Origin of the sequence: Kitasatospora sp. NPDC097643 (assembly GCF_040302625.1) — a bacterium.
GTDB lineage: Bacteria > Actinomycetota > Actinomycetes > Streptomycetales > Streptomycetaceae > Kitasatospora.
Map to the genome: position 1 here is coordinate 93,092 of NZ_JBEOSA010000006.1, position 25,794 is coordinate 118,885.

Annotated in this window: 17 protein-coding genes and 1 riboswitch; of the genes, 5 read left to right on the plus strand and 12 right to left on the minus strand. The window is 73.9% G+C overall.

The window, feature by feature from the left end; genetic code table 11:
- Positions 1-24: 24 nt before the first annotated feature.
- On the minus strand, positions 25-1,554 hold the full coding sequence (locus ABTY15_RS06440) for a UDP-N-acetylglucosamine 1-carboxyvinyltransferase (RefSeq protein WP_350576959.1): 1,530 nt from the start codon (positions 1,552-1,554) through the stop codon (positions 25-27).
- Positions 1,555-1,727: 173 nt separating this feature from the next.
- The gene (locus tag ABTY15_RS06445) at positions 1,728-2,900 is read right to left on the minus strand and encodes a cobalt-precorrin-5B (C(1))-methyltransferase (protein WP_350576961.1); all 1,173 of its coding nucleotides are present in this window, start codon (positions 2,898-2,900) and stop codon (positions 1,728-1,730) included.
- Positions 2,901-3,228: 328 nt separating this feature from the next.
- On the opposite strand from ABTY15_RS06445, the gene ABTY15_RS06450 reads away from it, so the two are divergent.
- Entirely contained in the window at positions 3,229-4,977 is a 1,749-nt protein-coding gene (locus tag ABTY15_RS06450) for a TIGR03767 family metallophosphoesterase (RefSeq protein ID WP_502893432.1), read from the plus strand.
- 137 nt (positions 4,978-5,114) lie between these two features.
- Here ABTY15_RS06450 and ABTY15_RS06455 read toward each other — a convergent pair whose 3' ends face one another.
- From ABTY15_RS06455 to ABTY15_RS06465, 3 genes are read right to left on the minus strand one after another with little or no spacing between them, the layout of a single operon-like run.
- The gene (locus ABTY15_RS06455; protein WP_350576973.1) at positions 5,115-6,644 is read right to left on the minus strand and encodes a precorrin-2 C(20)-methyltransferase; all 1,530 of its coding nucleotides are present in this window, start codon (positions 6,642-6,644) and stop codon (positions 5,115-5,117) included.
- Positions 6,641-7,267, minus strand: a complete 627-nt coding sequence (locus ABTY15_RS06460; protein ID WP_350576976.1) for a precorrin-8X methylmutase — start codon at positions 7,265-7,267, stop codon at positions 6,641-6,643. Before ABTY15_RS06460 ends, ABTY15_RS06455 begins: the two co-directional genes overlap by 4 nt.
- A complete protein-coding gene (locus ABTY15_RS06465; protein WP_350576979.1) occupies positions 7,264-8,604 on the minus strand; it encodes a ferredoxin-like domain-containing protein in 1,341 nt (446 codons plus the stop codon). The genes ABTY15_RS06460 and ABTY15_RS06465 overlap by 4 nt, the downstream gene beginning before the upstream one ends.
- Positions 8,605-8,816: 212 nt before the next feature.
- Positions 8,817-8,917: riboswitch (cobalamin riboswitch) on the plus strand.
- A 113-nt stretch (positions 8,918-9,030) separates the two neighbouring features.
- Between ABTY15_RS06465 and cobN the strand changes: the two genes are divergently transcribed.
- Together cobN and lnt are read left to right on the plus strand one after the other, a co-directional pair.
- Positions 9,031-12,660 carry a cobaltochelatase subunit CobN gene (gene cobN / locus ABTY15_RS06470; protein WP_350576982.1) on the plus strand — a complete coding sequence of 1,210 codons (3,630 nt, stop codon included), beginning with the start codon at positions 9,031-9,033 and terminating at the stop codon, positions 12,658-12,660.
- 97 nt (positions 12,661-12,757) lie between these two features.
- Complete coding sequence (gene lnt, locus ABTY15_RS06475) at positions 12,758-14,338, plus strand: apolipoprotein N-acyltransferase (protein WP_350576985.1); 1,581 nt, start codon at positions 12,758-12,760, stop codon at positions 14,336-14,338.
- 96 nt (positions 14,339-14,434) lie between these two features.
- Here the strand turns inward: lnt and ABTY15_RS06480 are convergent, their stop codons facing one another.
- Together ABTY15_RS06480 and ABTY15_RS06485 are read right to left on the minus strand one after the other, a co-directional pair.
- Complete coding sequence (locus ABTY15_RS06480; RefSeq protein ID WP_350576988.1) at positions 14,435-15,199, minus strand: VOC family protein; 765 nt, start codon at positions 15,197-15,199, stop codon at positions 14,435-14,437.
- Between the two features lie 110 nt (positions 15,200-15,309).
- Entirely contained in the window at positions 15,310-16,218 is a 909-nt protein-coding gene (locus ABTY15_RS06485) for an NADP-dependent oxidoreductase (RefSeq protein WP_350576991.1), read from the minus strand.
- 281 nt (positions 16,219-16,499) lie between these two features.
- On the opposite strand from ABTY15_RS06485, the gene ABTY15_RS06490 reads away from it, so the two are divergent.
- Positions 16,500-17,021: a peptidylprolyl isomerase gene (locus ABTY15_RS06490; protein ID WP_350576994.1), complete on the plus strand. Its 522-nt coding sequence runs from the start codon at positions 16,500-16,502 to the stop codon at positions 17,019-17,021.
- Between the two features lie 113 nt (positions 17,022-17,134).
- On the opposite strand, the gene ABTY15_RS06495 is transcribed toward ABTY15_RS06490, so the two are convergent.
- Together ABTY15_RS06495 and ABTY15_RS06500 are read right to left on the minus strand one after the other, a co-directional pair.
- Positions 17,135-19,696, minus strand: coding sequence for an FtsX-like permease family protein (locus ABTY15_RS06495; protein ID WP_350577218.1), 2,562 nt, complete (start codon positions 19,694-19,696; stop codon positions 17,135-17,137).
- Positions 19,693-20,427 carry an ABC transporter ATP-binding protein gene (locus tag ABTY15_RS06500; protein WP_350576996.1) on the minus strand — a complete coding sequence of 245 codons (735 nt, stop codon included), beginning with the start codon at positions 20,425-20,427 and terminating at the stop codon, positions 19,693-19,695. The genes ABTY15_RS06495 and ABTY15_RS06500 overlap by 4 nt, the downstream gene beginning before the upstream one ends.
- Positions 20,428-20,513: 86 nt before the next feature.
- On the opposite strand from ABTY15_RS06500, the gene ABTY15_RS06505 reads away from it, so the two are divergent.
- Positions 20,514-21,122, plus strand: coding sequence for a response regulator transcription factor (locus ABTY15_RS06505; protein ID WP_350576998.1), 609 nt, complete (start codon positions 20,514-20,516; stop codon positions 21,120-21,122).
- Positions 21,123-21,163: 41 nt separating this feature from the next.
- On the opposite strand, the gene ABTY15_RS06510 is transcribed toward ABTY15_RS06505, so the two are convergent.
- The 3 genes from ABTY15_RS06510 to ABTY15_RS06520 all read right to left on the minus strand — a co-directional run bounded on the left by ABTY15_RS06510 (position 21,164) and on the right by ABTY15_RS06520 (position 25,793).
- The gene (locus ABTY15_RS06510; protein ID WP_350577001.1) at positions 21,164-23,371 is read right to left on the minus strand and encodes a sensor histidine kinase; all 2,208 of its coding nucleotides are present in this window, start codon (positions 23,369-23,371) and stop codon (positions 21,164-21,166) included.
- Between the two features lie 146 nt (positions 23,372-23,517).
- Positions 23,518-24,513 carry a hypothetical protein gene (locus ABTY15_RS06515; RefSeq protein ID WP_350577004.1) on the minus strand — a complete coding sequence of 332 codons (996 nt, stop codon included), beginning with the start codon at positions 24,511-24,513 and terminating at the stop codon, positions 23,518-23,520.
- A complete protein-coding gene (locus ABTY15_RS06520; protein WP_350577007.1) occupies positions 24,510-25,793 on the minus strand; it encodes a hypothetical protein in 1,284 nt (427 codons plus the stop codon). The genes ABTY15_RS06515 and ABTY15_RS06520 overlap by 4 nt, the downstream gene beginning before the upstream one ends.
- Between the last annotated feature and the right edge of the window lies 1 nt (position 25,794).

A 25,794-nucleotide genomic window follows, 5' to 3' on the forward strand; every position in this document is an offset into this window, starting at 1 on the left:
GGCGAGCGGAGAATTGACGATCCGTCAGATGTCGCGGAAGGTCTCGATCTGGGCGCCGATGGAGTTCAGGCGCTCGGCGAGGTCCTCGTAACCGCGGTTGATCACGTAGACGTTGCGCAGGACGGAGGTGCCCTGGGCGGCGAGCATGGCGAGGAGGATGACCACGGCCGGGCGCAGGGCCGGCGGGCACATCATCTCGGCGGCACGCCAGCGGGTGGGGCCCTGGACCAGGACCCGGTGCGGGTCGAGGAGCTTGACGTCCGCGCCGAGCCGGGTCAGCTCGGTGAGGTAGATCGCGCGGTTGTCGTAGACCCAGTCGTGGATCATCGTGGTGCCGTGGGCGGCCGCGGCGATGGCGGCGAAGAACGGCACGTTGTCGATGTTGATGCCGGGGAACGGCATCGGGTGGATGGTGTCGATCGGCGCGGTCAGCTTGGACGGGCGCACGGTGAGATCGACCAGGCGGGTGTGGCCGTTGTGGGCCCGGTACTCGGGGGTGCGGTCGTAGTCGAGGCCCATGCCCTCCAGCACCGCGAGTTCGATCTCCAGGAACTCGATCGGCACCCGGCGGATCGTCAGCTCGGAGGAGGTGACGACGGCGGCGGCGAGCAGGCTCATCGCCTCGACCGGGTCCTCGGCCGGGGTGTAGTCGACGTCGCAGGTGATCTCGGGGACGCCGTGCACGGTGAGGGTGGTGGTCCCGATGCCCTCGATCCGCACGCCCAGCTTCTCCAGGAAGAAGCAGAGGTCCTGGACCATGTAGTTGGGCGAGGCGTTGCGGATGACGCTGACGCCGTCGTGCCGGGCGGCGGCGAGCAGAGCGTTCTCGGTGACGGTGTCCCCGCGCTCGGTCAGCACGATCGGGCGGTCCAGCGGGACGCCCGGCTCGACCGAGGCGTGGTAGGCGCCGCCGGTGGTGGCGACCTCCAGGCCGAAGCGGCGCAGCGCGGTCAGGTGCGGCTGGACGGTGCGGGTGCCGAGGTCGCAGCCGCCCGCGTACGGGATGGCGAAGCGGTCGGCGCGGTGCATCAGCGGGCCGAGGAACATCAGCACGCTGCGGGTGCGGCGGGCGGCCTCGACGTCCATCGCCGCGAGGTCGAGCTCGGCGGGCGGGGTGAGTTCGAGGTCGCGGCCCTCGTTGATCCAGCGGCTCTTGACGCCGATGCTGGTGAGCACCTCGAGGATGCGGTAGACCTCCTCGATCCGGGCGACGCTGCGGATCGTGGTGCGGCCGGTGGTCAGCAGCGAGGCGCAGAGGATCGCGACGCAGGCGTTCTTGCTGCTGCGCACGTCGATGGCGCCGGAGAGGCGGGTGCCGCCGGCGACCCGCAGGTGCATCGGGCCGGAGTAGCCGAGGGAGACGATCTCGCTGTCGAGGGCCTCGCCGATGCGGGCGATCATCTCAAGGCTGACGTTCTGCTTGCCCTGTTCGATGCGGTTGACCGCGCTCTGGCTGGTGCCGAGGGCCTCGCCGAGCTGCGCCTGGGACCAGCCGCGGTGCTGGCGCGCGGTACGGATGAGGGTGCCGATACGGGTGAGGTAGTCGCCTGTCACCCGCCAGACCATATCTCACGGTTGAGATGGCAACAGAATCAAGGTCTGCCGAGTTGCTCCTTTTGTCCGTTTCTCGACCCGTATGGACGTCAGATCTTCACATCACCACGCGATAGCGCACAGCCCCGAGCTTGGGGTTCGGGGTCCGGGGTCCGGAGCTCGCAGTGCAAACGTCACGGCCCGAGCGGCTCCGCCCGGCCGACGATGGTGCCCGCGCGGTCGATGCAGATGACGTCCACCGCCACCGGCGAGCCCACCAGCACACCGAGCGCCGTCGCCCGGGCCGCCTCCGCGACCAGGTCACCGAGCGGCACCCCCGCCGCCCGGCACAACTGCACCGCTTCCAGGCCGGTGTTGGCCGCCGCGACCGCCGCCACCAGCGCCTCGTCCGCCCCGCCGCGCCGGGCCAGCTCGGCGAGGTACCCCTTGTCCACCTGGGAACGCGCCGAGTGCAGGTCGAGGTGGCCGGCGGCCAGCTTGGACAGCTTGGCGAAGCCGCCTGCGATGGTCAGCCGGGGCACCGGGTGGCGCTTGAGGTACTTCAGGACGGCCCCGGCGAAGTCGCCCATGTCCAGCAGCGCGTCCTCCGGCAGCCCGTGCACGGCGACGGCGACCTTCTCCGAGGTCGAGCCGGTGCAGCCGGCCACATGGGTCCGCCCGGCGGCGCGGGCCACGTCCACACCCCGGCGGATCGAGTCGATCCAGGCCGAGCAGGAGTAGGGGACGACGATGCCGGTCGTGCCGAGGATGGACAGCCCGCCGAGGATGCCCAGCCTCGGGTTCCAGGTGGAGCGGGCGATCTCCGCCCCGTGGTCGACGGAGATCTCCACGACCACGTCCCCGGTGCCCCCGTGCTCGGCCGCCACCTCGGCGACGGCGTCGCGGATCATCTGCCGGGGCACCGGGTTGATCGCGGGCTCGCCGACGGGCAGCGGCAGGCCCGCCTTGGTGACCGTCCCCACCCCGGGACCGGCCCGGAAGACCACCCCGGCACCGGGCACACCGGCCCGGACGGTGGAGCGGATCAGCGCGCCGTGGGTGACGTCGGGGTCGTCGCCGGCGTCCTTGACCACACCGGCCATGGCGCTCCGGACGGCGACTGCGGCGGGCTCGTCCGCGCCCGACTTCTCCGGGGCCGGTTCCGTCGCGACCAGCTCCTCCGCGGCCAGGGCGAAGGCGGGCCGCTGGCCCTTGGGGAGGGTGATGGTCACCGGGTCCGGGAACTCGCCGGTGAGCAGCGCCGTGTACGCGGCCTTGGTGGCGGCGGTGGCGCAGGCGCCCGTCGTCCAACCGTGCCGCAGTCCGCTGCTCTTCAGCTGGCCGGCACGGCCTCCCGCTTCGGCCACGTGCTCCTCGCCTCCGCTTCCGCTTCCGTTTCGATCCCGTGCTCCGCGCGGCCGGACCGGCCGCCGGTGCCGATTTTCCCCCATTCGCCGGACCGTGCCCGACCGGGGGTGCCCGGCGGACCGCGCGACGGGGGCAGCCGGGCACCCTCCCGGGGACCCGCACGGGGGCCCGAGGGTCATCGCACCGCGTTCCCGAAGTGTTCGCCGCACGGGCCTCGCACCACGCGCCTACCAGTGAGTAATCTGGCGGTCCGCCAGGAGCGGGTTCATGACACGGGGTCCGATGGCTGGTTCGCCCGGCCGGGCCATCTGAAATGTGGGGGTATTTGTGGCAGGGATAAGTCGGCGTACGTTCGTGACCGGCACGTCGGTGGCCGCCGCCTGGGCGGCCTTGTCGCTGGGCGGCGCGCAGTACGCCTCGGCGGCGACGCGGGAGCGCGCGCTGGCCGCGACCGCCGCGCGGGCCGTCAGCGTCACCGGCACCACGCTGGACCAGGTCGCCACGCCGGTCGGCACCGGCACGTACAAGCGGCTGACGGCCGGACCGGGCTGGCCGCTGGTGGTCCGCGGCGACCTGGCGGCGGCGGGCACCGGGCGGGACGACCGCCGTACCGGGCTGGCCAGCTTCGTCCAGTTCAGCGACCTGCACCTGGTGGACACCGAGTCCCCGGTGCGGTTCGAGTACCTGGCCAAGTGGAACGGCAGCGCCTACCGGCCGCAGGAGGCGCTGAACGCGCGCGGCGTCTCTTCCCTCGTCGAGCGGGTCAACTCGCTCAACGGCGGCCCGTACACCGGACTGCCGTTCAGCATGGTGATGGCCACCGGCGACAACACCGACAACCACGAGCACGCCGAACTCGACTGGTACCTCACCGTCATGGGCGGTGGGCGGATGGCCCAGAACACCGGCGACCCGAACCGCTACGAGGGCGTGCAGAACTCCGGCAACTCGGCGTTCTGGAACCCCGAACTGTCGTTCGTCGACGGCTACAAGGAGCAGGGCTTCCCGCAGGTCCCCGGCTTCCTCTCCGCCGCCGGCCGGCCGTTCGACGCGCCGGGCCTGCGCACGCCCTGGTACACGACGGTCGGCAACCACGACGACAGCATCGAGGGCACGCTGCCGGACTTCGGGCTGCTGAACGACCTCTACACCGGCGAGTACAAGCTGGAGGGCTGCGACGACGCCACCGCGGCCCAGCTGATGGACTCGCTGCGCCGCGACCCGGCGGGCGCCGTCCTGCTGCTCGGCAAGCTGCTCGTGGACGGCGAGGCGGTGCGCCGGATCACCCCGGACGAGCGCCGACAGCCGTTCACGCTCAAGGAGTTCGCGCAGGCCCACCTCAACCCGGCGCACACCGGCGCCGGCCCGTACGGGCACGGCTTCACCTCGGACATGGTGAGCAGCGGCAAGCTCTACTACACCTTCCGCATCTCGGAGAAGGTGGTCGGCATCAGCCTGGACACCACCAACCAGGCCGGGTTCGCCGACGGTTCGCTGGGCACCGCGCAACTGCGCTGGCTGGAGCAGCAGTTGAAGGCGCACAGCGGGCACTGGTACGACACCGACGGGCGCCGGGTGACGGGCGGCGGCAGCGACGACCTGATCATGGTCTTCAGCCACCACACCAGCACCAGCATGGGCAACCTGCTGCCCGACCCGCGCAACATCTTCGAGCGGCGGCACGACGGCAACGAGCTGGTGGCGCTGCTCCAGCGCTACCCGAACGTGGTCGCCTGGGTGAACGGCCACACCCACATGAACAAGATCACGCCGCACGGCCACACGGTGCCGGAGCGGGCGTTCTGGGAGATCAACACCGCCTCGCACATCGACTACCCGCAGCACGGCCGCATCATCGAGATCGCGGACAACGGGGACGGCACGCTCTCCCTGTTCACCACGCTGATCGAGTCCGGCGCCCCGTACGACACGGACTTCGGCAGCACGACGGACGCCAACCTCGCCGCGCTCTACCGCGAGCTGTCGTACAACGACCCGCACGGGCGGGTCACGGCACTACTGGGCACGGGCGAGGACCACAACACCGAGCTGCTGATCGCCAAGCCGACGAAGTGACGGCCGGACAGCTGACCGCCGACAGCTGACGGCCGACGGCTGACGGCTGACAGGTAACGGAAAACAGATGACAGCTGACAGATGATGAAATCTGTCAGCTGTCATCTGTTACCTGTTCACCGCTCCCCCGCCGGCCCTCACGCCTCCGGGTAGCGCCGCGGGGTCCAGACGACCTCCACGCCGCCGCCCCGCTCGACCGCCTCGGTCTGCGAGGATCCGATCAGCAGGATCGTCCGCATGTCGACCAGCGCCGGGTCGAGCTCGCCCAGCCGGACGATGCGCACGCGCTCGGTCGGCCCGCCGACGTCGCGGGCCATCACCACCGGCGTCCCGGGCGCCCGGTACTCCAGCAGCAGGTCCCGGGCGAGGCCGACCTGCGTGGTGCGCGACTTCGAGCCCGGGTTGTAGAGCGCCAGCACCAGGTCCGCCTCGGCGGCGGCCCGCAGCCGCTTCGCCACCACGTCCCACGGCTTGAGCCGGTCCGACAGCGACACCACCGCGTAGTCGTGTCCGAGCGGGGCGCCGGCCCGGGACGCGGCCGCGTGGGCGGCGGTCATGCCCGGGACGATCCGCACCGGGACGTCCCGGTAGGCCTCTTCGCAGGCAACCTCCAGGACGGCGGTGGCCATCGCGAAGACGCCCGGGTCACCGGAGGACACCACCACGACCCGGTGCCCGCGCCGGGCCAGGTCGAGGGCGTACTCGGCGCGCTCCGACTCCACCTTGTTGTCCGAGCCGTGCCGCCGCTGCCCGGGCCGCTCCGGCACCCGGTCCAGGTAGGTGGTGTAGCCGACCAGGTCGGTGGCCTCGGCCAGCGCGCCGCGCGCCTCGGGGGTGAGCCAGAGCGGCCCGGCCGGCCCGGTGCCGACGACGGTCACGCTGCCCGGGCCGTCCGCGGGCCGGACCACCGGCTCCAGCGGCGCGACCTTGCTCGGCAGCACCGCGACCGAGAAGTACGGGACGGTCTCGCCCTCGACCTCGGCGAGCGGCGCGATCCGCTCCCCGTCCATGAACGCGCGCTCGACGTACTGGGCGTCCGCCAGCCGTCCGGCCCGCTCCAAGGCCCGCCGGACGGTCGGGAAGGTGCGCCCCAGCTTCATGATCACCGCGGAGTCGGCGGAGGCGATCCGCGCCGTCAGCTCCTCCTCGGGCAGCGTGCCCGGGATGACGGTGAGCGTCTCCTCGGCCTCGGTCAGCGGCTGCCCGAGCCGGGCCGCCGCGGCGCTGACCGAGGTCACGCCCGGCACCACCTCGGTCGGGTAGCGGTGCGCGAGCCGCTTGTGCATGTGCTGGTAGGAGCCGTAGAAGAGCGGGTCCCCCTCGGCGAGGACGACGACGTCGCGCCCGGCGTCCAGGTGGGCGGCCAGCCGGGCGGCGGCCTCCTCGTAGAAGTCGTCCAGCGCGCCCCGGTAGCCGCCCGGGTGGTCGGTGGTCTCGACCGTGATCGGGTAGACCAGCTTCTCCTCGATCTGACCACCCGTCAGATACCGCTCGGCGATGGAGCGGGCGATGGACCGGCCGTGGCGGGCGCTGTGGTAGGCCACCACGTCGGCCTTGCCGATGAGTTCGGCCGCCCGGACGGTCACCAGGGAGGGGTCACCAGGGCCGAGCCCGACTCCGTAGAGCCGCCCCGTACCCGAGGTGCCGGAAGTCTGAGTGTCCGTCACTCTTCCTCGCTCGCAATCGCGTTGACGGCGGCGGCGGCGATCGCACTGCCGCCGCGTCGGCCGCGGACCACCAGGTGCTCCAGGCCGGACGGGTGCTCGGCCAGCGCCTGCTTGGACTCGGCGGCGCCGATGAAGCCGACCGGGACGCCGATCACCGCGGCCGGACGCGGCGCGCCCGCCTCGATCATCTCCAGCAGCCGGAACAGCGAGGTCGGCGCGTTGCCGACGGCGACCACCGCACCCTCCAGCCGGGGCAGCCACAGCTCCATGGCCGCGGCGCTGCGGGTGTTGCCCATCTTCCGGGCGAGCTCCGGCACCGCCGGGTCGGTGAGGGTGCAGATCACCTCGTTGTCGGCGGGCAGCCGCTTGCGGGTCACCCCGCTCGCGACCATGTTGACGTCGCAGAGGATCGGCGCCCCGGCGTGCAGCGCCGCGCGCGCGGAGGCCACCACGCCGGGCGAGTACACCAGGTCCTCGACCAGGTCGACCATGCCGCAGGCGTGGATCATCCGCACCGCGACCTGGGAGACGTCCGCCGGAAGGGCGGCCAGGTCGGCCTCCGCGCGGATGGTGGCAAAGGACTGGCGGTAGATGGACGCGCCGTCCTTCTCGTACTCGATCACTTCGTGGTCCTCCTGGCCTCGGCGACCGCCTCGGCCATCTCCTCGTTCGTCACATCCACCGGCTCACCGGACACCGGCGGCAGGTTCCCCGGCCCACCGGACACCGGCGGCACGTTCCCCGGCCCACCGGCGGTCGCCGGAGCGTTCCTCGTCACCCGGTAACCCTGCCCGGTGGCGAGCACGTCCACCCACGGCCCGGCCGGGTGGCCGCAGCGCCGGGCACAGCCCGACCAGTGCACGGGCAGTCCGCCGACGGCGGCCGCGTCCAACGCCCGCGCCGCGTCGGCCCGGACGTCCGCCAGCGACCTGGCGCACCCGGGCAGTCCGGTGCAGGCGCTGGCCCGCTCCCAGGCCGAACCGGGCTCGGTACGGAACCCGGCCCCGGCCAGCGCCGCCAGCCGGTCGGCGGGCGCGCCCGGCAGGACGGCGCCGCGCCAGGGCGTCAGGCGCAGTTCGCCGGCCGAGGCGGCCACCAGGGCCCGCCACTGCGCGGCGCTCGCCCGCCCGAAGCGCATGCCGACCGAGAGCCCGCCGGGCAGCACGCCCACGGCGGGCGCGCTCCCCGCGAAGCCGGGCAGCGGCACCGAACCGGCGGGCAGGAGGTCCGGGACCTCCCGCAGGTGCCAGGCCCGGCGCCCGCTCGCCCGCAGTGCCGCCAGGAAGGACCGGGCCGCGTCCAGCACGGCGGTCACCTCCTGCCCGGCGGGCACCGGGTGCGCGTACGGGGACCGCCCGAGGCGCAGCAAGTGCGTGCCGCCCGGCCCGGTCGTCGAAACGGCGCCCGAACCCGAGTCCGAAGCTGCGTCCGGCCCGGTCGTCGAGCCTGCGATCAATGTCACATCGGCGTCCAGCGCGGCGACGTCGCCCCGTCCGTCGTCCAGCGCGAACAGGAACTTGCCGGAGAGCCCGGCCGCCCAGTCGCTCGCGCACAGCCGCTCGTCCAGCTCCCGCACCCAGGCGTGCACCTCGGCCCGGCCGGAGTCGTCGAGACCCGCGAGCGGGGAGGCGACGATGTTGCGCACCCGCTCGTGGGTGTCCGAGGGCAGCAGGCCCACCGCGCGCAGCCGGTCGGCGAGTTCCGCGCCGCAGTGCGAAGCCAGGCCCCGGAGTTGAACGTTGCCGCGCGAGGTGGTCTCCAACTCGCCGTCACCGAGCGCCTCGGCGGCCTCCGCCAGGGCCAGCGCCTGACGATCCGTCAGCAGACCGCCGGGCAGCCGGACCCGGGCCAGGGCGCCGTCGTCGGCGGTGTGCAGACGAAGCGCCCCTGGACAGGCGTCCGCGCGCTCCCGGTCGGACGGCGCGGCGCCCGGCGCGGTGGCGTCGGGTGTCGGTGGCATGGCGGCGAGCATACAGATGATCCGATCTGTTGCCTCCGTCCGTTGCATCACACCCTCACCGCAGCTGGGGCACGCCGTCCGTCGCGCACCCCGACGGAGCTCCAGTGCACCCCCGGCCGCCGTGGGACCGCTCTCCCCCAGGTCAGCCACACCCCGTACGATGCTCGCGGACGGTCCCCGCGGACCGTCCACACGCCAGCGACGGCGCAGGGGAGGAAACCGGTGCAAGCCCGGTGCGGTCCCGCCACTGTGACCGCGGTTCACCGGGTGTCCGTTCATCGGCCCACCGGGGAGTCGCGGGAGCCAGGAACTCCTGCCGTCCTCCACCGGCCCGGGGCGCGGACCCCGAGGAAGGCTTGAAGCCATGCGCCGCCGCATGCCCGCACTCGCGGTCCTGTCCACCGACAAGGCCGGGAGGGCCTTCGCATGATCCTGCTGCTGTCGACGTCCGACACCGACCTGCTCAGCGCCCGTGCCGCCGAGGGCCCGGTCCGCTACCGGCTCGGCAACCCGGCCCGGCTCACCGCCGAGGACCTGCCCGCACTCGTCGAGGGCACCGACCTCGTCGTGGTCCGCCTGCTCGGCGGCCGCCGCGCCTGGCAGGAGGGCCTGGACGCCCTGCTGGCCGGCCCCCGCCCGGTCGTCGTGCTGACCGGTGAGCAGGCCCCCGACGCCCAGCTGATGGAGCTGTCCACCGTCCCGGCCGGCATCGCCGCCGAGGCGCACGCCTACCTCGCCCACGGCGGGGCCGCCAACCTGGCCGAGCTCGGCGCCTTCCTCTCCGACACCGTGCTGCTGACCGGCCACGGCTTCGCGCCGCCCGCCTCCGCCCCGGCCTGGGGCCCGCTGGAGCGCACCGCGCGGACGACCGACGGCCCCACCGTCGCCGTGCTCTACTACCGCGCCCATCACATGAGCGGCAACACCGCCTTCGTCGAGACGCTCTGCCGGGCGATCGAGGACCAGGGCGCGCAGGCCAGGGCGTACTACTGCGCCTCGCTGCGCGGCGCCGAGCCCGAGCTGCTGGCCGCGCTCGGCGAGGCCGACGCGATCGTCACCACCGTGCTAGCCGCCGGCGGCACCCGACCGGCCGACGCCCAGGCCGGCGGCGACGAGGAGGCCTGGGACGCGGGCGCGCTCGCCGCGCTCGACCGGCCGATCCTCCAGGCGCTCTGCCTCACCTGGTCGCGCGCCCAGTGGGAGGCCAGCGACGACGGCCTCTCCCCGCTGGACACCGCCACCCAGATCGCCGTGCCGGAGTTCGACGGCCGGCTGATCAGCGTCCCGTTCTCCTTCAAGGAGCTGGACGAGGACGGCCTCACCGTCTACGCCGCCGACCCGGAGCGCGCCGCCCGGGTCGCCGGCACCGCCGTCCGGCACGCCCGGCTGCGGCACGTCCCGGCCGCCGAGCGCCGCCTCGCCCTGGTGCTGTCCGCCTACCCGACCAAGCACGCCCGGGTCGGCAACGCCGTCGGCCTGGACACCCCGGCCAGCGCCGTGCGCCTGCTGCACCGGCTGCGCGCGGAGGGCATGGACCTCGGCGACGACCTGCCCGGCCTCGACGCGACCACCGACGAGGACGGCCACGAGGGCGACGCCCTCATCCACGCCCTGATCGCCGCCGGCGGCTACGACCAGGACTGGCTCACCGAGGACCAGCTGGCCCGCAACCCGGTGCGCATCCCCGCCGCCGACTACCGCCGCTGGTACGCCACCCTCCCCGAGGGGCTGCGCGAGCAGGTCGAGGAGCACTGGGGCCCGGCCCCCGGCGAGCTGTACGTCGACCGCTCGCAGAACCCGGACGGCGACATCGTGCTCGCCGCGATCCGCTCGGGGAACCTGCTCGTCCTCATCCAGCCGCCGCGCGGCTTCGGCGAGAACCCGGTCGCCATCTACCACGACCCCGACCTGCCGCCGAGCCACCACTACCTGGCCGCCTACCGGTGGATCGAGGCCGCGCAGGAGGACGGCGGCTTCGGCGCCCACGCCGTCATCCACCTCGGCAAGCACGGCAACCTGGAGTGGCTGCCCGGCAAGACCGCCGCGCTGTCCGCCGAATGCGGGCCGGACGCCGTCCTCGGCGACCTCCCGCTGATCTACCCCTTCCTGGTCAACGACCCGGGCGAGGGCACCCAGGCCAAGCGCCGCGCCCACGCCACCCTGGTCGACCACCTCGTGCCGCCGATGGCCCGCGCCGACTCCTACGGCGACATCGCGCGCCTGGAGCAGCTGCTCGACGAGCACTCCAACATCGCCGCGATGGACCCGGCCAAGCTGCCCGCGATCCGTGCCCAGATCTGGACCCTGATCCAGGCCGCCAAGCTCGACCACGACCTCGGCCTCGACGAGCGCCCCGAGGACGACGGCTTCGACGACTTCCTGCTGCACGTCGACGGCTGGCTGTGCGAGGTCAAGGACGCCCAGATCCGCGACGGCCTGCACGTCCTCGGCCAGGCCCCGTCCGGCACCGACCGGGTCAACATCGTGCTCGCCATCCTGCGCGCCCGGCAGATCTGGGGCGGCGTCAGCGCGCTGCCCGGCCTGCGCGAGGCGCTCGGCCTCGACGAGGCGGCGCTGACCCTCGGCGCCACCGACGCGGCCGAGGCCAGGGCCCGCGCCCTGGTCGAGGCCATGGAGGCGGAGGACTGGGCGGTGGAGGCGGTCGAGAAGGTCACCGCCGAGCTGCCGGAGACCGTCCGGGAGGCCGTCCGCGAGGTACTGACCTTCGCCGCCACCCAGGTGGTGCCGCGGCTGGCCGCCACCACCGACGAACTGGACGCCGTGCTGCACGCGCTCCAGGGCGGCTTCGTCCCGGCCGGGCCCTCCGGCTCGCCGCTGCGCGGCCTGGTCAACGTGCTGCCGACCGGCCGCAACTTCTACTCCGTCGACCCGAAGGCCGTCCCCAGCAAGCTCGCCTGGGAGACCGGCCAGGCCCTCGCCACCTCGCTGATCGAGCGCTACACCGCCGACAACGACGGCGCCTACCCGCCCTCGGTCGGGCTCTCGCTCTGGGGCACCAGCGCGATGCGCACCGCCGGCGACGACATCGCCGAGGCCTTCGCCCTGCTGGGCGTGCGCCCGGTCTGGGACGACGCCTCGCGCCGGGTCACCGGCCTGGAGCCGATCCCGCTGGAGGAGCTGGGCCGCCCGCGCATCGACGTCACGCTGCGCATCTCCGGCTTCTTCCGGGACGCCTTCCCGCACGTGGTCGCCCTGCTGGACGACGCGGTGCGCCTGGCCGCCGCCCAGGAGGAGACCGACGAGCAGAACTACGTCCGGGCCCACGTGCAGGCCGACCTCGCAGTGCACGGCGACGAGCGCAAGGCCACCGTCCGCGTCTTCGGCTCCCGCCCGGGCACGTACGGGGCGGGCCTGCTCCAGCTGATCGACAGCCGGGACTGGCGCACCGACGCCGACCTGGCCGAGGTGTACACGGTCTGGGGCGGCTACGCCTACGGCCGCGGGCTGGACGGGCGGCCGGCCCGCGAGGAGATGGAGACCGCGTACAAGCGGATCACCGTCGCCGCGAAGAACACCGACACTCGCGAGCACGACATCGCCGACTCGGACGACTACTTCCAGTACCACGGCGGCATGGTCGCCACCGTCCGGGCGCTCACCGGCAAGGCCCCGACCGCCTACATCGGCGACTCGACCCGCCCGGAGACCGTCCGCACCCGCACGCTCACCGAGGAGGCCGCCCGCGTCTTCCGGGCCCGCGTGGTCAACCCGCGCTGGATCGAGGCGATGCGCCGGCACGGCTACAAGGGCGCCTTCGAGATGGCCGCGACGGTCGACTACCTGTTCGGCTACGACGCCACGACGGGCGTGGTCGCCGACTGGATGTACGAGAAGCTGACCCAGGAGTACGTGCTGGACCCGGTCAACCGGGAGTTCCTGGCCGGCGCCAACCCGTGGGCGCTGCACGGGATCAGCGAGCGGCTGCTGGAGGCGGCCAGCCGCGGGCTGTGGGAGAAGCCGGACCCGGCGCTGATCGAGCAGTTGCAGGCGGCGTTCCTGGAGACCGAGGGGGACCTGGAGGGCGACGAGGGCTGACGAGGGACGAGTCCCTCCCTGCCACCGGTGTTCCCGGCGTCCATTCGGGTGACGGGAACACTGGTGGCGCCCCTCGTCCGAGCGGACAATACGGGGCATGTCGCGCCGCCTCGGTCCCACCAGCACCGTCCTGAGCACGCCCGCCGTCGACGAACAGGCGGCGCACCCGCCGCGGCGGTACCGCGGGCGGGTGGCGGCCCTGGCCGCCGGGGCCCTGCCGGTGCTCGCCTTCCCCGCGCCCGGGCTCGCCCCGCTGGCCTGGGTCGCGCTCGTCCCCGGGCTGCTGCTGATGCAGCGGGCGCCCGGCGGGCGGGAGGCGGCGGTGCGCGGGTGGTGGTTCGGGGCGGGCTTCATCCTGACCGCGATGTACTGGCTGGTCCCGTCCATCGGGCCGGGACTGCCGGTGCTCGCCGTCCTGTTCGGCGCGATGCAGGGCGGCGTCGGGTACACGGTGCACCGGCTGCTGCACCCGCCGCTGACCGTACGTCGGGCGCTGCTCGCGCTCGCGGTCGTCCCGGCGGTCTGGCTCACCGCCGAGTACGCGCGCTCCTGGCACGCGCTCGGCGGGCCCTGGGCACTGCTCGGCGCCACCCAGTGGCAGCACCCGGCGATCCTCGCGCTCGCCTCGGCCGGCGGGATCTGGCTGGTCAGCGCGGCCGTGGTGGCCGTCAACACCGGGGTGCTGATCGCGCTGACCGCCGCCCAGTGGCGGCCGCGCGCCGTCGCGGCGCTGGCCGCCGCGCTGCTCCTGGCCGCCGGCCCGCTGCTGTTCGCGCTGCGCCAGGCGCCGGTACGGGCCGGGACGGTCACCGTGGCGCTGGTCCAGCCCGGCATCGTCGACGACCCGCAGGCCCGGCTCGACGCGAGCGCCCAGGCCACCGCCGCGCTGGTCGGACGGCCACTCGACCTGATCGTCTGGGGCGAGAGCAGCACCACCGCCGACCTCGACCGCGACCGGGCCACCCTGGACCGGCTGCGCCAACTCGCCGCGGCCACCGGCGCGGAGCTCGTCGCCGGGGAGGACGCGCGCAAGGCCGACGGGCGGATCTCCAAGGACGCGGTGCTGATCTCCCCGACCGGCGTGGTCGACCGCTACCGCAAGATCCGGCTGGTGCCGTTCGGCGAGTACATCCCGCTGCGGCCGGTGCTCGGCTGGATCGCCGGGGTCAGCCGGGCGGCGGGCGAGAACCGGGCGCCCGGCACCGGCTTCCACCCGCTGCCTGCCGTCGACCGGGCGGGCGGGCCGCTGCCGGTCGGCGCGCTGATCTGCTTCGAGTCGGCCTTCCCCGACATGGCCCGCACCGCCGCGCGGGACGGCGCCCGGGTGCTGGTCTACCAGTCCTCGACCTCGACCTTCCAGCGCACCTGGGCGCCCGAGCAGCACGTCTCGCTGGCGGCGATCCGGGCCGCCGAGACCGGCCGGCCGGCCGTCCAGGCCTCGCTGACCGGGGTCTCGGCGGCCTTCGACGCCCAGGGCCGGGAACTCGCCCGGCTCGGCACCGACGGCACCGGCGCGCTGACCGTCCGCCTGCCGCTCACCGAGCCCGGGACGCTGACCTGGTACGACCGGATCGGCGACGTGGTGCCCGCGGCGGCGCTGCTGGTCACGGCGGGCTCGGTGGTGGCGGTGTGGCGCGGACGGGTCTCCGCCCGTCCTTCCGCGGGCCGCCGGGCCTGACCCGGCCCGCCAGCCGGTGGTGCCGACCCTCGGGACAGCCCTCGGTGGCGGCCCTCGGGTCAGCCCTCGGGTCAGCCCTCGGTGGCGGCCCTCGGGTCAGCCCTCGGTGGCGGCCTTGTAGACGCCGAACGCGGCGCCCTGGGGGTCGCGCAGCACCGCGATGCGCGGGCCGTCCGGCACATCGGTGGCCGCCAGCAGCACCTCGGCGCCCAGCCCGGTGGCCCGGGCCACCGTGCCGTCCACGTCGGCCACCGAGAAGTACGGCAGCCAGTGCGGCGGCACCTGCGGCGGGAAGCGGTCGTCCATCACCAGCATCCCGCCGAAGTCGGCGCCGTCCAGGCCCCACTGGGTGTACTGCTCGGACGGGCTGACGGACCAGCCGAAGACCGCCGGGTAGAAGGCCGTCGCCCCGGCCGCGTCCCGGGTCAGCAGCTCCACCCAGCCGAGCGAGCCCGGCTCGTTGAGCACGCCGACGCCCTGGAACGCGCGGGCCTGCCAGAGCGAGAAGGCCGCCCCGGACGGGTCCGCGGCCACCGCGAACCGGCCGAGGTCGAACACCTCGGTGGGCTCCATCAGGATGGTGCCGCCCGCGTCCTTGACCGCGGCCAGGGTGGCGTCCGTGTCGGCGACCGCGAAGGACACCGTCCACGCCGTCGGCTGCTGCGGGGTGAACAGCGGGGTGAGGCCGGCGACCGGGGCGTCGCCCAGGACCATCTGGGTGTAGCCGCCCGCCTCGGGGCGCGGGTCGGTCTCCGCACGCCAGGCGAACAGCTCGCCGTAGAAGGCCTTGGCGGCGGCGGGGTCGGAAGTGCCCAGTTCGACCCAGCACGGGCCGCCGGTGGTCACGGTGTTCTGCTTCATGGTTGCTCTCGGATCTCTCTCGCGCTCTCACTGTCGGGAGCCGCCCGCACCGTCACTTGACTCGCAGCCGACCCTCAGGTGATCGGATGGTCCGTCAAGTCTCAGTTCTTTCAAGCGACTTCGAGGACCATCTTGCCCTGTGCGTGGCCCGACTCGACGCGCGCCAGCGCCTCGGCGGCGTGATCCAGCCGATAGCGGCCGGTGATGTTCGGGTCCAACTCACCGGCCGCGACCAGGGCCGCCAGTGCGGCCAGGGTCTCGGAGGTGGTCGAACGGGTCACGAACCGTCCGCCGAGCTCGGCGGCGGTGACCGGGTCGACCGTACTGACCAGATTCGTACGGTCGGTGAGGGTGCCGGCGACGGCCCGCAGGGCGTCCCCGCCGATCAGGTCGAGGATGCCGTCGACGCCGTCGGGGGCCGCCGCGGCGACCCGCTCGGCCACACCGTCGCCGTACCGGACCTGCACCGCGCCCAGGGCCTCCACGTGCGCCTTGTTGGCGTCGCTCGCGGTGCCGAGCACGTTCAGGCCGCGGCTGCGGGCGATCTGGGCGGCCGCGGTGCCGACGCCGCCGGCGATGCCGAGGATCAGCAGGGTCCGCCCGGCGCCGAGGCCGAGGTCCCGGACGGCGTCGTCGGCGGTGGCGACCGAGACGGCGAGGACGGCGGCCTGCTCGAACCCGACGCCCGCCGGCTTGACGGCGCTCAAGTCGGCGCGCAGCAGCGTCTGTTCGGCGAAGGCGCCGGCGGCCGCGATGCCGAACACCTCGTCGCCGGGCGTGAAGGCGCTCACCCCCGGGCCGACCTGCTGCACCACCCCGGAGGCCTCCTGCCCCATGACGGCGGGGAGTTGACGCTCCCGGCCGAGCAGCCCGCGGCGGATCTTCCAGTCCACCGGGTTCACCCCGGCCGCGTAGACGGTGATCGCCAGCTGCCCCGGGCCGGCTTCGAGCACCGGCCGGTCGAGGAACTCCTGAGTCTCCGGCCCGCCGTAGTCGACGAACCCGAACGCCTTCACCATCGGTGATCCCACTCCTCGGACGGCGGCCCACAGCCCTCCCGGGGCCTGCGGCCTGCGATCCCCCGCCCCAGCATGCGGGGCCCGCCGGGCGGGGGGCGGCCGGTGCTGGGCCGAACGAGGGGGCGAACAAGTAACAACGAACAGATGACAGCGGACAGATTTTGAAATCTGTTATCTGTTGTCTGTTCGCTGTTCGCTGCTCGCTGTCATCCGTCCGCCGCCGCCGGAGGTGGCAGAGTGGCAGCGGACCGATACCGATCATCGAACCGAGGGAGTTCTCCATGGCCAAGGGCCTGTTCGCGATCCTGCACACCACGCGGGGGCCGATCCGGCTGGAGCTGTTCCAGTTCCAGGCGCCGAAGACCGTACGGAACTTCGTCGAACTCGCCGAGGGCGCCCGCGAGTACACCGACCCTCGGACCGGGGAGCCCGGCAGTGGCCCGTACTACGACGGCACGCTGTTCCACCGGGTGATCGCCGGGTTCATGATCCAGGGCGGCGACCCGACCGGCACCGGGACCGGCGGCCCGGGGTACACCTTCGCGGACGAGTTCCACCCCGAGCTGTTCTTCACCAAGCCCTACCTGCTCGCCATGGCCAACGCCGGCCCGGGCACCAACGGTTCGCAGTTCTTCATCACCGTCGGCACGCCGGCCCACCTGAACCGCAAGCACACCATCTTCGGCCAGGTCGCGGACGCCGCGTCCAAGGCCGTGGTCGACGCCATCGCCACTGCCCCGACCGACGGCGAACGCCCGACCGAGGACGTCGTGATCACCAAGGTGGAGATCGAGCGCACCTGACGGAACAGGGCCCATCCCCGGCGCGGCGGCAAGCCGTACCGGGGACGGGCCGGCCGCGCCGGGCTCAGGGCCGGGACACAAGGCCGGGCACAGGCCCGGGCGCAGGGCCGGGGTCAGGCGGAACGCTCGCGGTTGCGCAGCGCCGCGCGCGCCGGGAGGCAGGTGCCGACGGCCGCGAGCACCGCGCCGCCCGCGAGGACGAGGCCGAGCTGCGTGCCGGGCATCGCGATCCCCGCGGTCCCCCGGGTGATGCCCTCGGCGTAGGTGGTGAGCACGGCGAACGCGATCCCGAGACCGAGCACCGCCGCGATCGCGACGGAGGTCGCGGTCTCCCATCCGAGCATCCGCCGGACCTGGCGGCGGGTGGCACCGGTCAGCCGCAGCGCGGCGAACTCGTGCCGGCGGTCGGTGATGCTCATCGCCAGGGTGTTCAGGACGGCGATCGCGACGAAGGCGATGATCAGGCCGAGCGTGAGGTAGCCGATCTGCGCGCTCGTCCGGTTGTCCGTGGCCTGCGCGGCGGCGCGGTCCAGCACGCCGAGGCCGGGCTCGGTCCGCAGGGCCGCGGCCAGAACCTGCCGGGTGACACCGTCGCCCCGGACCAGCAGTTCGTCGTCCAGCGGGACGTCCACGTGGGCGGCGACCAGGCCGTGCGCCAGGGTGAGGTCGCCGAAGCCCAGGCCCCGCCCGTACACGGCGACCACGGTGACCTCGGCCGGGGTGCCGTCGGCGAGGGTGAGGCGGATCCGGTCACCGACCCGGTAGCCCAGCCCCTCGGCGGCCGCCGCCGTACCGTCCGTCAGCTTGCCGAGGTCGCCGGTGGTGACGCCGAGGTCGAGGGTGTCGGCGAGGCGTTCGGGGGTGACGGCCTGCACGCTGCGCTTGGTCAGGCCGTCGCGCACCTGGGTGTGCAGCACCCTGGTCACGGTCCGGACCCCCGGCACGGCCGCCACCGCCGTGGCGGCGTCGGCGGGGACGCGCGGCCCGACGACGAAGTCGGCGACGTTCCCGTGCTCCCGCTGCGTGCCCGCCGCGTGGTCGACGGTGGTCTGGGTGAACAGGATGGTGCAGGCCATCGCGATCAGCAGGGTCAGCGGGGTGACGACCGAGGCGAGCCGGTGCGCGGCGGCGCGCAGGTTCTGGGCGGCGAGGAAGCCGCCGACCCGGGAGGCCCGCAGCGGCAGGCCGAGTACGGCGGCGGCGCCCCGGACGACCGGCGGGCCGAGCAGCGCGAGCGCCGTGCACCACAGCAGGACGGCGTTGAAGCAGACCGGGGTGGACGCCTGGTCGGAGTGCAGCACGGTGAGCACCGCCGTGAGGACGACCGCGCCGACGGCGGCGAGGACACCGAACACGAGCCTGGTCCAGGAGAGTCGCGGCGGCTTGAGCTCCGCCTCGCCGAGGGCCTCCACCGGCCGGATGGCGGTGGCCTGCCGGGCCGAGATCCGGGCCGCGCCCCAACCGGCCAGCAGGGTGGCGAGGGCGGCGGCGAGCGCGGGGAAAGGCGAGAGGACGACGGGCAGGTTCGCCGGGATGACGTGCAGGGCGACGAACCGGTCGTGCAGCAGACCGCCGAGCGGCAGCCCCGCGACGGCGCCGAGGGCGCCCGCGGCCAGGCCCACGGCGAGCGCCTCACCGCCGATCATCTTGCGGACCTGCCGCCCCGTCGCGGCCACCGCCCGCAGCACCGCGATCTCCCGCTGCCGCTGCTGGATCGACAGACCGAACGTGCCGACGACCACCAGCAGGGCGACGATCAGCGAGGTGCCGGCCAGGACGGCGCCCATGCTGACCAGCCGTACCCCGGCGTTGGCGGCGTCGGGGAACTCCGCCGGTCCGCGGTCGTCGCCGGTGCGCACGACGGCGGCCGGTCCGGCCGGTCCGGCCTGGGCGCTCGGGCCGGCCGAAGTCCCTGTGCCCGAGGGGGTGGTGGCAGCCGAGGTGGTAGCCGCCTGGGTGTTGCCGGCCGGGGTGGTGGCGATCAGCGCCCGGATGTCGGCGGCGGCCGAGGGCGCGGCCGGGAACACGCCGATCGCGCTGACCATCCCGTCGTGGCCGGCCAGCTGCCGCGCCCGCTCGGCGGCGAAGTAGACCCCGGTCTGGGCGGCGAAGCCCTGGGCGGTGACACCGACGACGCGCAGGTTCAGCGTGCCGGAGGCGGTGCGGGCCGGCACGGTGGAGCCGACCGACAGTCGGGTGCGGGCGGCGGTGGCCGCGTCCAGGACGACCTCGTCGGCGGCCGAGGGCGCGCGCCCCGAGGCAAGGGTCAGGCCGGCCAGCGGCGCGGACTCCCAGCCGTGGCCCCACGAGCCGCTGGTGGGCCCGCCGGGCAGCAGCACCGGGAACGTCACCTCGGTGGCGACCGACCGCACCGAGGGCAGGGCCTTGATGCGCTCGGCGAGGGCGGCGGACACCCAGGCGTGGTCGGCGATCGGCTTGGCCTTCTCCTTGACCTTCCCCTTGCCCTTGTCCTCGACGCGGTGGACGTTCTGGTCGCCGGTGAGCACGATCGGCGCCGCCGCGTACCGTTCCGGCCGGACGGTGCTGGTGAGGCCGGTGACCAGGAGCGTCCCGCAGCCGCAGACCAGGGCGGCGGCGCAGAACAGGGCGACGAAGGCGCCGGCGAATCCGGCCTTGCGGTGCCGCAGGGTGGCGAGGGCGAAGCCGAGCATCATCGGTTCCACGCTCCCAGGCGGATCATGCGGTCGGCGACCTTGGCGGCGGTCGGTGCGGACATGGTGTCGGCGACCCGGCCGTCGGACAGGAACAGGACCTCGTCGGCGTAGGAGGCGGCGACCGGGTCGTGGGTGACCATGACGATGGTCTGGCCGAGCTCGTCGACGGTCTGCCGCAACAGGGTCAGCACCTCGCGGGCGGTCATGGTGTCCAGCGCGCCCGTGGGCTCGTCGGCGAAGACCACCTCCGGGTCCGAGATCAGGGCCCGCGCGACGGCGACGCGCTGCTGCTGCCCGCCGGAGAGCTGGCCCGGCCGGTGCCCGGTGCGCTCCTGAAGGCCCACCCGCCGGACGAGTTCGGCCAGCCGCCCGGCGTCGGCGCGCCGACCCGCCAGCCGCAGCGGCAGGGTGACGTTCTGTTCGACGGTGAGTGACGGGACGAGGTTGAAGGCCTGGAAGACGAACCCGGCACGCTCGCGGCGCAGTTCGGTCAGCTTCGTCTCGCTGAGCCGCGACAGGTCGGTGTCCCCCAGCCGGACCGTCCCGGAGGAGGGTCGGTCCAGGCCGGCCGCGCAGTGCAGGAACGTGCTCTTGCCGGAGCCGGACGGCCCCATCACGGCGGTGAAGCCGCCCTTGGGCAGTCCGACCGTCACCTCGCACAGCGCGGCGACCGCGCCCCTGCCCTTGCCGTAGACCTTGCTCACGGCTTCCAACCTGATCGCTTCGCTCATGGACTCCACCCTGCCGACCTGCGGATCTCCCGGACAGGGACGCGATCACGCGGCACCCGTGACATCGTCACGGGTAGGGTCGTCGCATGATCAGACTGCTGTTGGCAGAGGACCAACACGTGGTACGCAGCGCGCTGGTGGCACTCCTCGAGCTGGAGCCGGACCTGGAGGTCGTCGCGGAGGCCGGCACCGCCGACGACGTGGTGCCGCGCGCCATGGTCTTCACCCCCGACGTGGCGGTGCTCGACATCGAGATGCCCGGGCGGACGGACGGCTTGCAGGCGGCCGCGGCGCTGAAGGAGAAGGTGCCGAGCTGCCGGACGTTGATGCTCACCTCGCTCAGCCGGCCCGGGCTGCTGCGCCGAGCCCTGGACGCGAAGGTCGACGGCTTCCTGCTGAAGACCGTACCGCCGCAGGAGTTGGTGGCGGCGATCCGGGAGGTGGCCCGCGGCGGGCGGGTGCTGGACCCCGGACTCGCCGTCACCGCCTGGGACTTGGCGGACAATCCGCTGACTCCGCGCGAGAACGACGTGCTGCGGGTACTGGCCGAGGGCGCCGAACCTCCGGAGATCGCCACCCGGCTGCACCTGTCGACGGGGACCGTCCGCAACGTGCTCACGGCGGTCGTCGGCAAGCTCAACGCCAGGAACCGGACGGACGCGGTGCGCATCGCGCGTGAGGCGGGCTGGCTGTAGGCCCTCGGCCGGTCTGTCCGTCTGCCGGTCGGGTCCGTCCGTCAGCCGAGCGGCACCTCGGCGCGCAGCAGGTACCAGCCGTCGTCCGGCCCGGCCGACAGGGTGCCGCCGACCCCGGCGAGGCGGACGGTCAGGCCGCCGATCCCGGAACCGGACGGGCCGCCGACGACCGATGCCGATGGTTCGTCAATTCTGCTACCTGGCACGGACAACGGTGTGCCGATGCCCTCCGGCACCCCGTCGTTCTCCACCTCCAGGCGCGCCACGCCCTCCCGGACGGAGGCGGCGATCCGGGCATGGCGTGCGGAACTGTGCCGCAGGATGTTGGTGACCGCCTCGCGCAGAACGACGCCCAGCACCGCGCCGACCGGCGCCGGCACCGGCTCGTCCTCCAGCTCCACCGTGATCGCCGCCGCCGCCAACACCGCTGCTGCCGAGGCCAGTTCGGCGGTGAACGACAGGCGGGGGCTGTCCTCGGCCACCGTGTGCAGCTCGGTCCGCCCGCGCTCGGCCAGCGCCACGATGTCCCGCAGCTCGGCCAGGCAGCGTTCGGGGTCGGCGGCCGCCAGACGGCGGGCGAGTTCGGCCTTGAGCAGGATCGCGGCCAGTCCGTGGCCGAGCAGGTCGTGCAGGTCGCGGGCGGCGCGCAGGCGCTCGGTCACGACGGCGGCGCGGGCCAGCCCCGACCCGGCCGCCTGGAGCCCGCGCACCAGGCGGACCAGGCGCAGCACCCCGTACACGACCACGCAGGTGACCAGGGCGTTGAGGGCGGTGATCAGCGCCGCCCCCGGGCCGGCGCCGACGATCAGCCCGGCGGCCCCGGCCATCGCGACGGCGAGCGCCGCGCCGGTCCGCAGCGGCAGGGCGATCAGCAGCGAGCCGGCGAGGATTCCGGCCGCGCCGATCCAGTTCCGGCCGAACCAGGGCAGCGGGAGGAGGGCGACGGCCGCCGAGGCCAGCAGGGCGAGCCGGGCGTGGTGCGTGGCGTCCCGGATCGAGAAGCGGATCTGGAGCGCGCAGAAGCCCAGCACGCACGGCACGCCGAAGCCGAGCAGCGGCACCGGGACGAACAGCAGGGCCTTGACGCAGAAGGCGGCCAGCAGGAAGTAGTAGAGGCCGAGCGCCGTCCGCAGCTCGGGCGGGTCGGTGGCGGCCTCCGGCGCGGGGGTGGCCGCGACCACCGCCTCGACGGCGAAGCGCCCGTCCGGTTCCAGACCGGCCGTCAGCCGGCCGCCGACGGCCCGGACCCGGGCGGCGAGGTCGTCCAGGACCTCGGCGCCGAGCGCGGCGGTCGGCACGCCGTCACTGACCACGCGCAGCACCACCCGGTCGAGCCGTTCGCCGGTGGAGACCTCGCACCGTCGTGCGTCGCCGACCCGGACGACCGCCGTCACGGCCTCGCGCAGCACGGTCGCCAGCACCGTCCCGGCCGGCCCGAGCGGCTCGCGGTGCCCGATCCGGACGTCCGCGGCGATGCCGGCGGACGCCAGCAGCGCCCGCGCGCTGGCCGCCTCCGGGGCCAGCGAGAGGCTGCGCAGTTCGGCGGCGGTGGCGCGGGTCGCGGCCAGGGTCCGGCGTGCGACGGCGATCAGGCGGTCCAGGAGCGCCGGGTCGCCCTGCGCGGCCAGGCCGTGCACCTGCGCCAGGCCCCGGTCCAGTTCGGCCTGGAGCTCGGACGCGATGCGCAGCCGCTCGGCGGTGACCGCGGAGGCGGCCAGGGTGAGCCGCGCGGCGTGGACGCGGGCCGCGAGCAGCGCCAGCCTGGTGACGGCGTAGAGCATGACACCGCCGATCGCGACGGTGGTCGTCATGTCGACGGTGTCGCGGACGCTGTCCGACCGCGCCGCCTGCACCAGCACCGCGCCGGCGCCGAGCAGGCCCAGCAGCGCCGGACGTCGCTCCAGCAGCAGCGAGGCGGCCGGCAGGCAGAGCAGCCCGATCGAGGTGCCGAGCGGACCGACCGCGAACGCGGCGACGGCGAGCTCCAGCACCGTCCAGACGGCCGGCGCCACCGCCGGCGCCACCGTCCGCGGCATCGCCACCGCGAATCCCGGGACCGCCCACAGGTGCCGCAGCTGCAACCCCACCAGCGCGAGCGCCGCCACGGCCACCGCCGCCCCGGCACCCGGCTCCGCCGGGATCCGCCCCAGCCCCTTGAGCAGGTGCACCGAACCCAACGCTGCGGCCACCGCCATCACCAGCACACCTGCCAGCCGCGGCGCGATGTCCCTCCCCGCTACCCCCTCCACCCGGGCATCGTACGCGCCGGAAGACAAGTGACAGCCGACAGATAACAGATAACAGATAACAGATAACAGATTTCAACATCTGTCAGCTGTTATCTGTCAGCCGTCACCTGTCACCCCCGCCTCCGCCTCCGCCTCCGCCGCCCGTCTCACCGCGCGTGGTCCGCCAGGGACAGCAACAGGTGGGCCGACTCCGGTCGCAGGTGGTCGGAGTGCGCACCCGCCGGCACCCCTCCCTTCACGAAGACCTCGCTCGCGTCCACACTGACGAACCAGTGATCCAGTGCGGCGAGCGGATAGGGAGCGTCCACCGCCCGCATGCGGATCGACGACACCGGCTCCGGCGTGGTGCCGATGCCCTGGTTGCCGATGCCGCGCCGCTTCTCGGCGATGCGGTGCCACAGCCCGGTCGCCCAGTCCCGCTCGGCGTACGTGGCAACCACCGGGCCCCGCAGCGGTGCCTGCGCGAGTGCGGTGAACGTCGTGTCAAAGGCGTCCCGGGGCGCGGCCATCTGGAACAGCAGCATGCTGTCCACGGTGAACGCCCGACCCGGCGGGCCGGGCCTGGACCAGCCGAGGGTCTCTCCGTGCACGCCGTCCGCCGCCCACTGCACCGCCTCGCAGAGGACCCGGCACCCGAAGGAGTGCCCCACGAGGTGCAGGAACTGCCCGTTCCGCGTCGCGAGCACACCCGACGCGGCCGGATCCCCGCGCCGCTCGTCGAGGTATCCGAGCAGCTGTCCGATGATCCGGGCGGCGTGCGCGTTCTCGCCGGTGCTCAGCGCGTGCGCCCGGTCCCGGGTGGTGCCGTAGCCGGCTCGCGACGGCCACCGGACCGCCACCGTCCACGGCGCGAACCCCTCCTCGAGCTGCGGGTAGAGAACGGCACCCCGCTCCGCGTACTGCTCCTGCGCCAGGGTGTGCAGCCGAGCGGCCGCGGTGAGCGCCGACTCCGCTTTCGTCCTCCAGCCGTGCACGTACACGACGATGTCGGTGGCCCAGGCGGGCGGGGTCAGCACCTCGGCGAACTGATCGAGGAGCCGGTTGGCGGGTACCGGAACACCGTGGTCGAGGAGCCACCCGTGCTCGTCGAGATCGACGGTGCAGAGGTGCGGGGCATCGGGGGCGTCGGGGGCGTCGGTCATCGTGCGAGCTCCAGTCTGCTGTCCATCCCGCGGTGCAGCGCGTACGCGAAGCCCAGCGGGTTGCGGAACTTCCCGGCGAAGTGGCAGGCCAGGTCATGGGCGATCTCGCCCGCCGTCTCCAGGCCCTCCAGATAACGGCTGACGAACGCCCGCGCGTACTCGGCGGCGAAGATCTGCGGCATCTCGATCAGCGGGCCCAGCACACCCTTCGCTCCGGAGTCGATCAACGCACGCCCCAGGTACGGACGTTCCATCGTCTCGCCGGCCAGACCCGCATGACACGCGTTGAGGAACACGAACGGCTGGAACGGGGTCGACTCGCCCGCTCCGCTCCGCCACTCGATGACCGACTGGGCGTCGATCGGCACGGCGTCCGTCAGCGTCACCGCCAGGTGCGGGGGCTGGGAGCCGTGGTTGACGAAGACGCCGTGGCACCAGAAGTACATGAGCTGCTCGTCCAGTTCGGGCCTGGCCAGATCGTCCAGCAGCGCCTTGCGGGTCGTGCGCTCGACGAACTCGGTGTCCCGGGCGAGTGCGGCCGCCACGTCCGCGGTCTGGGGGCGGCACCGGCGGCCGACCATGGTGTCGTGGTTGAGGCTGACGGCCGGCCGCGATCGGGGCACGGCGGGCTCGGTCGGCACGGGGTAGGTGCCCAGGGTCTGCTCGATCTGGTGGCGGAAGCCGAGGAAGCGGTCGAAGAGGCCGTCGAGGCCGTGCAGCGCGGTCCGCTCAGGGGGGAGGCAGAGCATGGGCCACGGCACCGGAAGGTCCGTGTCGAACCGGATCCGCAGGCCGCGCCCCGCGAGCGCCTCCAGCAGGTAGGACCGGAAGAGCCGCACCGGGCGGTCCCCGCTCCCGAGCAGGGTGTCCCACAGCAGCGCGCTCCCGACGAGGGCCAACTCCTGCACCGCCTCGACCAGTTCCTCCTCCGGCAGGCCACTGAGGTCCGCGAGTTCCGTGTACGGCTTCGACGGCCGGCCCGCCACCGGCAGGCCGTGGTCGTCGAGCGACGGGCGGGCGACCAGCACGTCGTTCCAGAGCCCGCACAGCCTGGCGGTCCGACCACGGAGGAGGGACGGCTTCACCGGGAGCCGTGCGGCATGCGGCCCACCGGCCAGTTCGGGCAGGCAGGATCCGTACATCTGGGCGTGAATGGCATCGTCCGCCGTCATCACCAGGGTCACGGTCAGGTCGGGTGCCCTGGTCGCGGTGCGGTGCCCGAGGTGGGTGAAGTTGGCGCTGGGGTTGTGGACGATCCGGACGGGTAGTTCGCGCGGCACT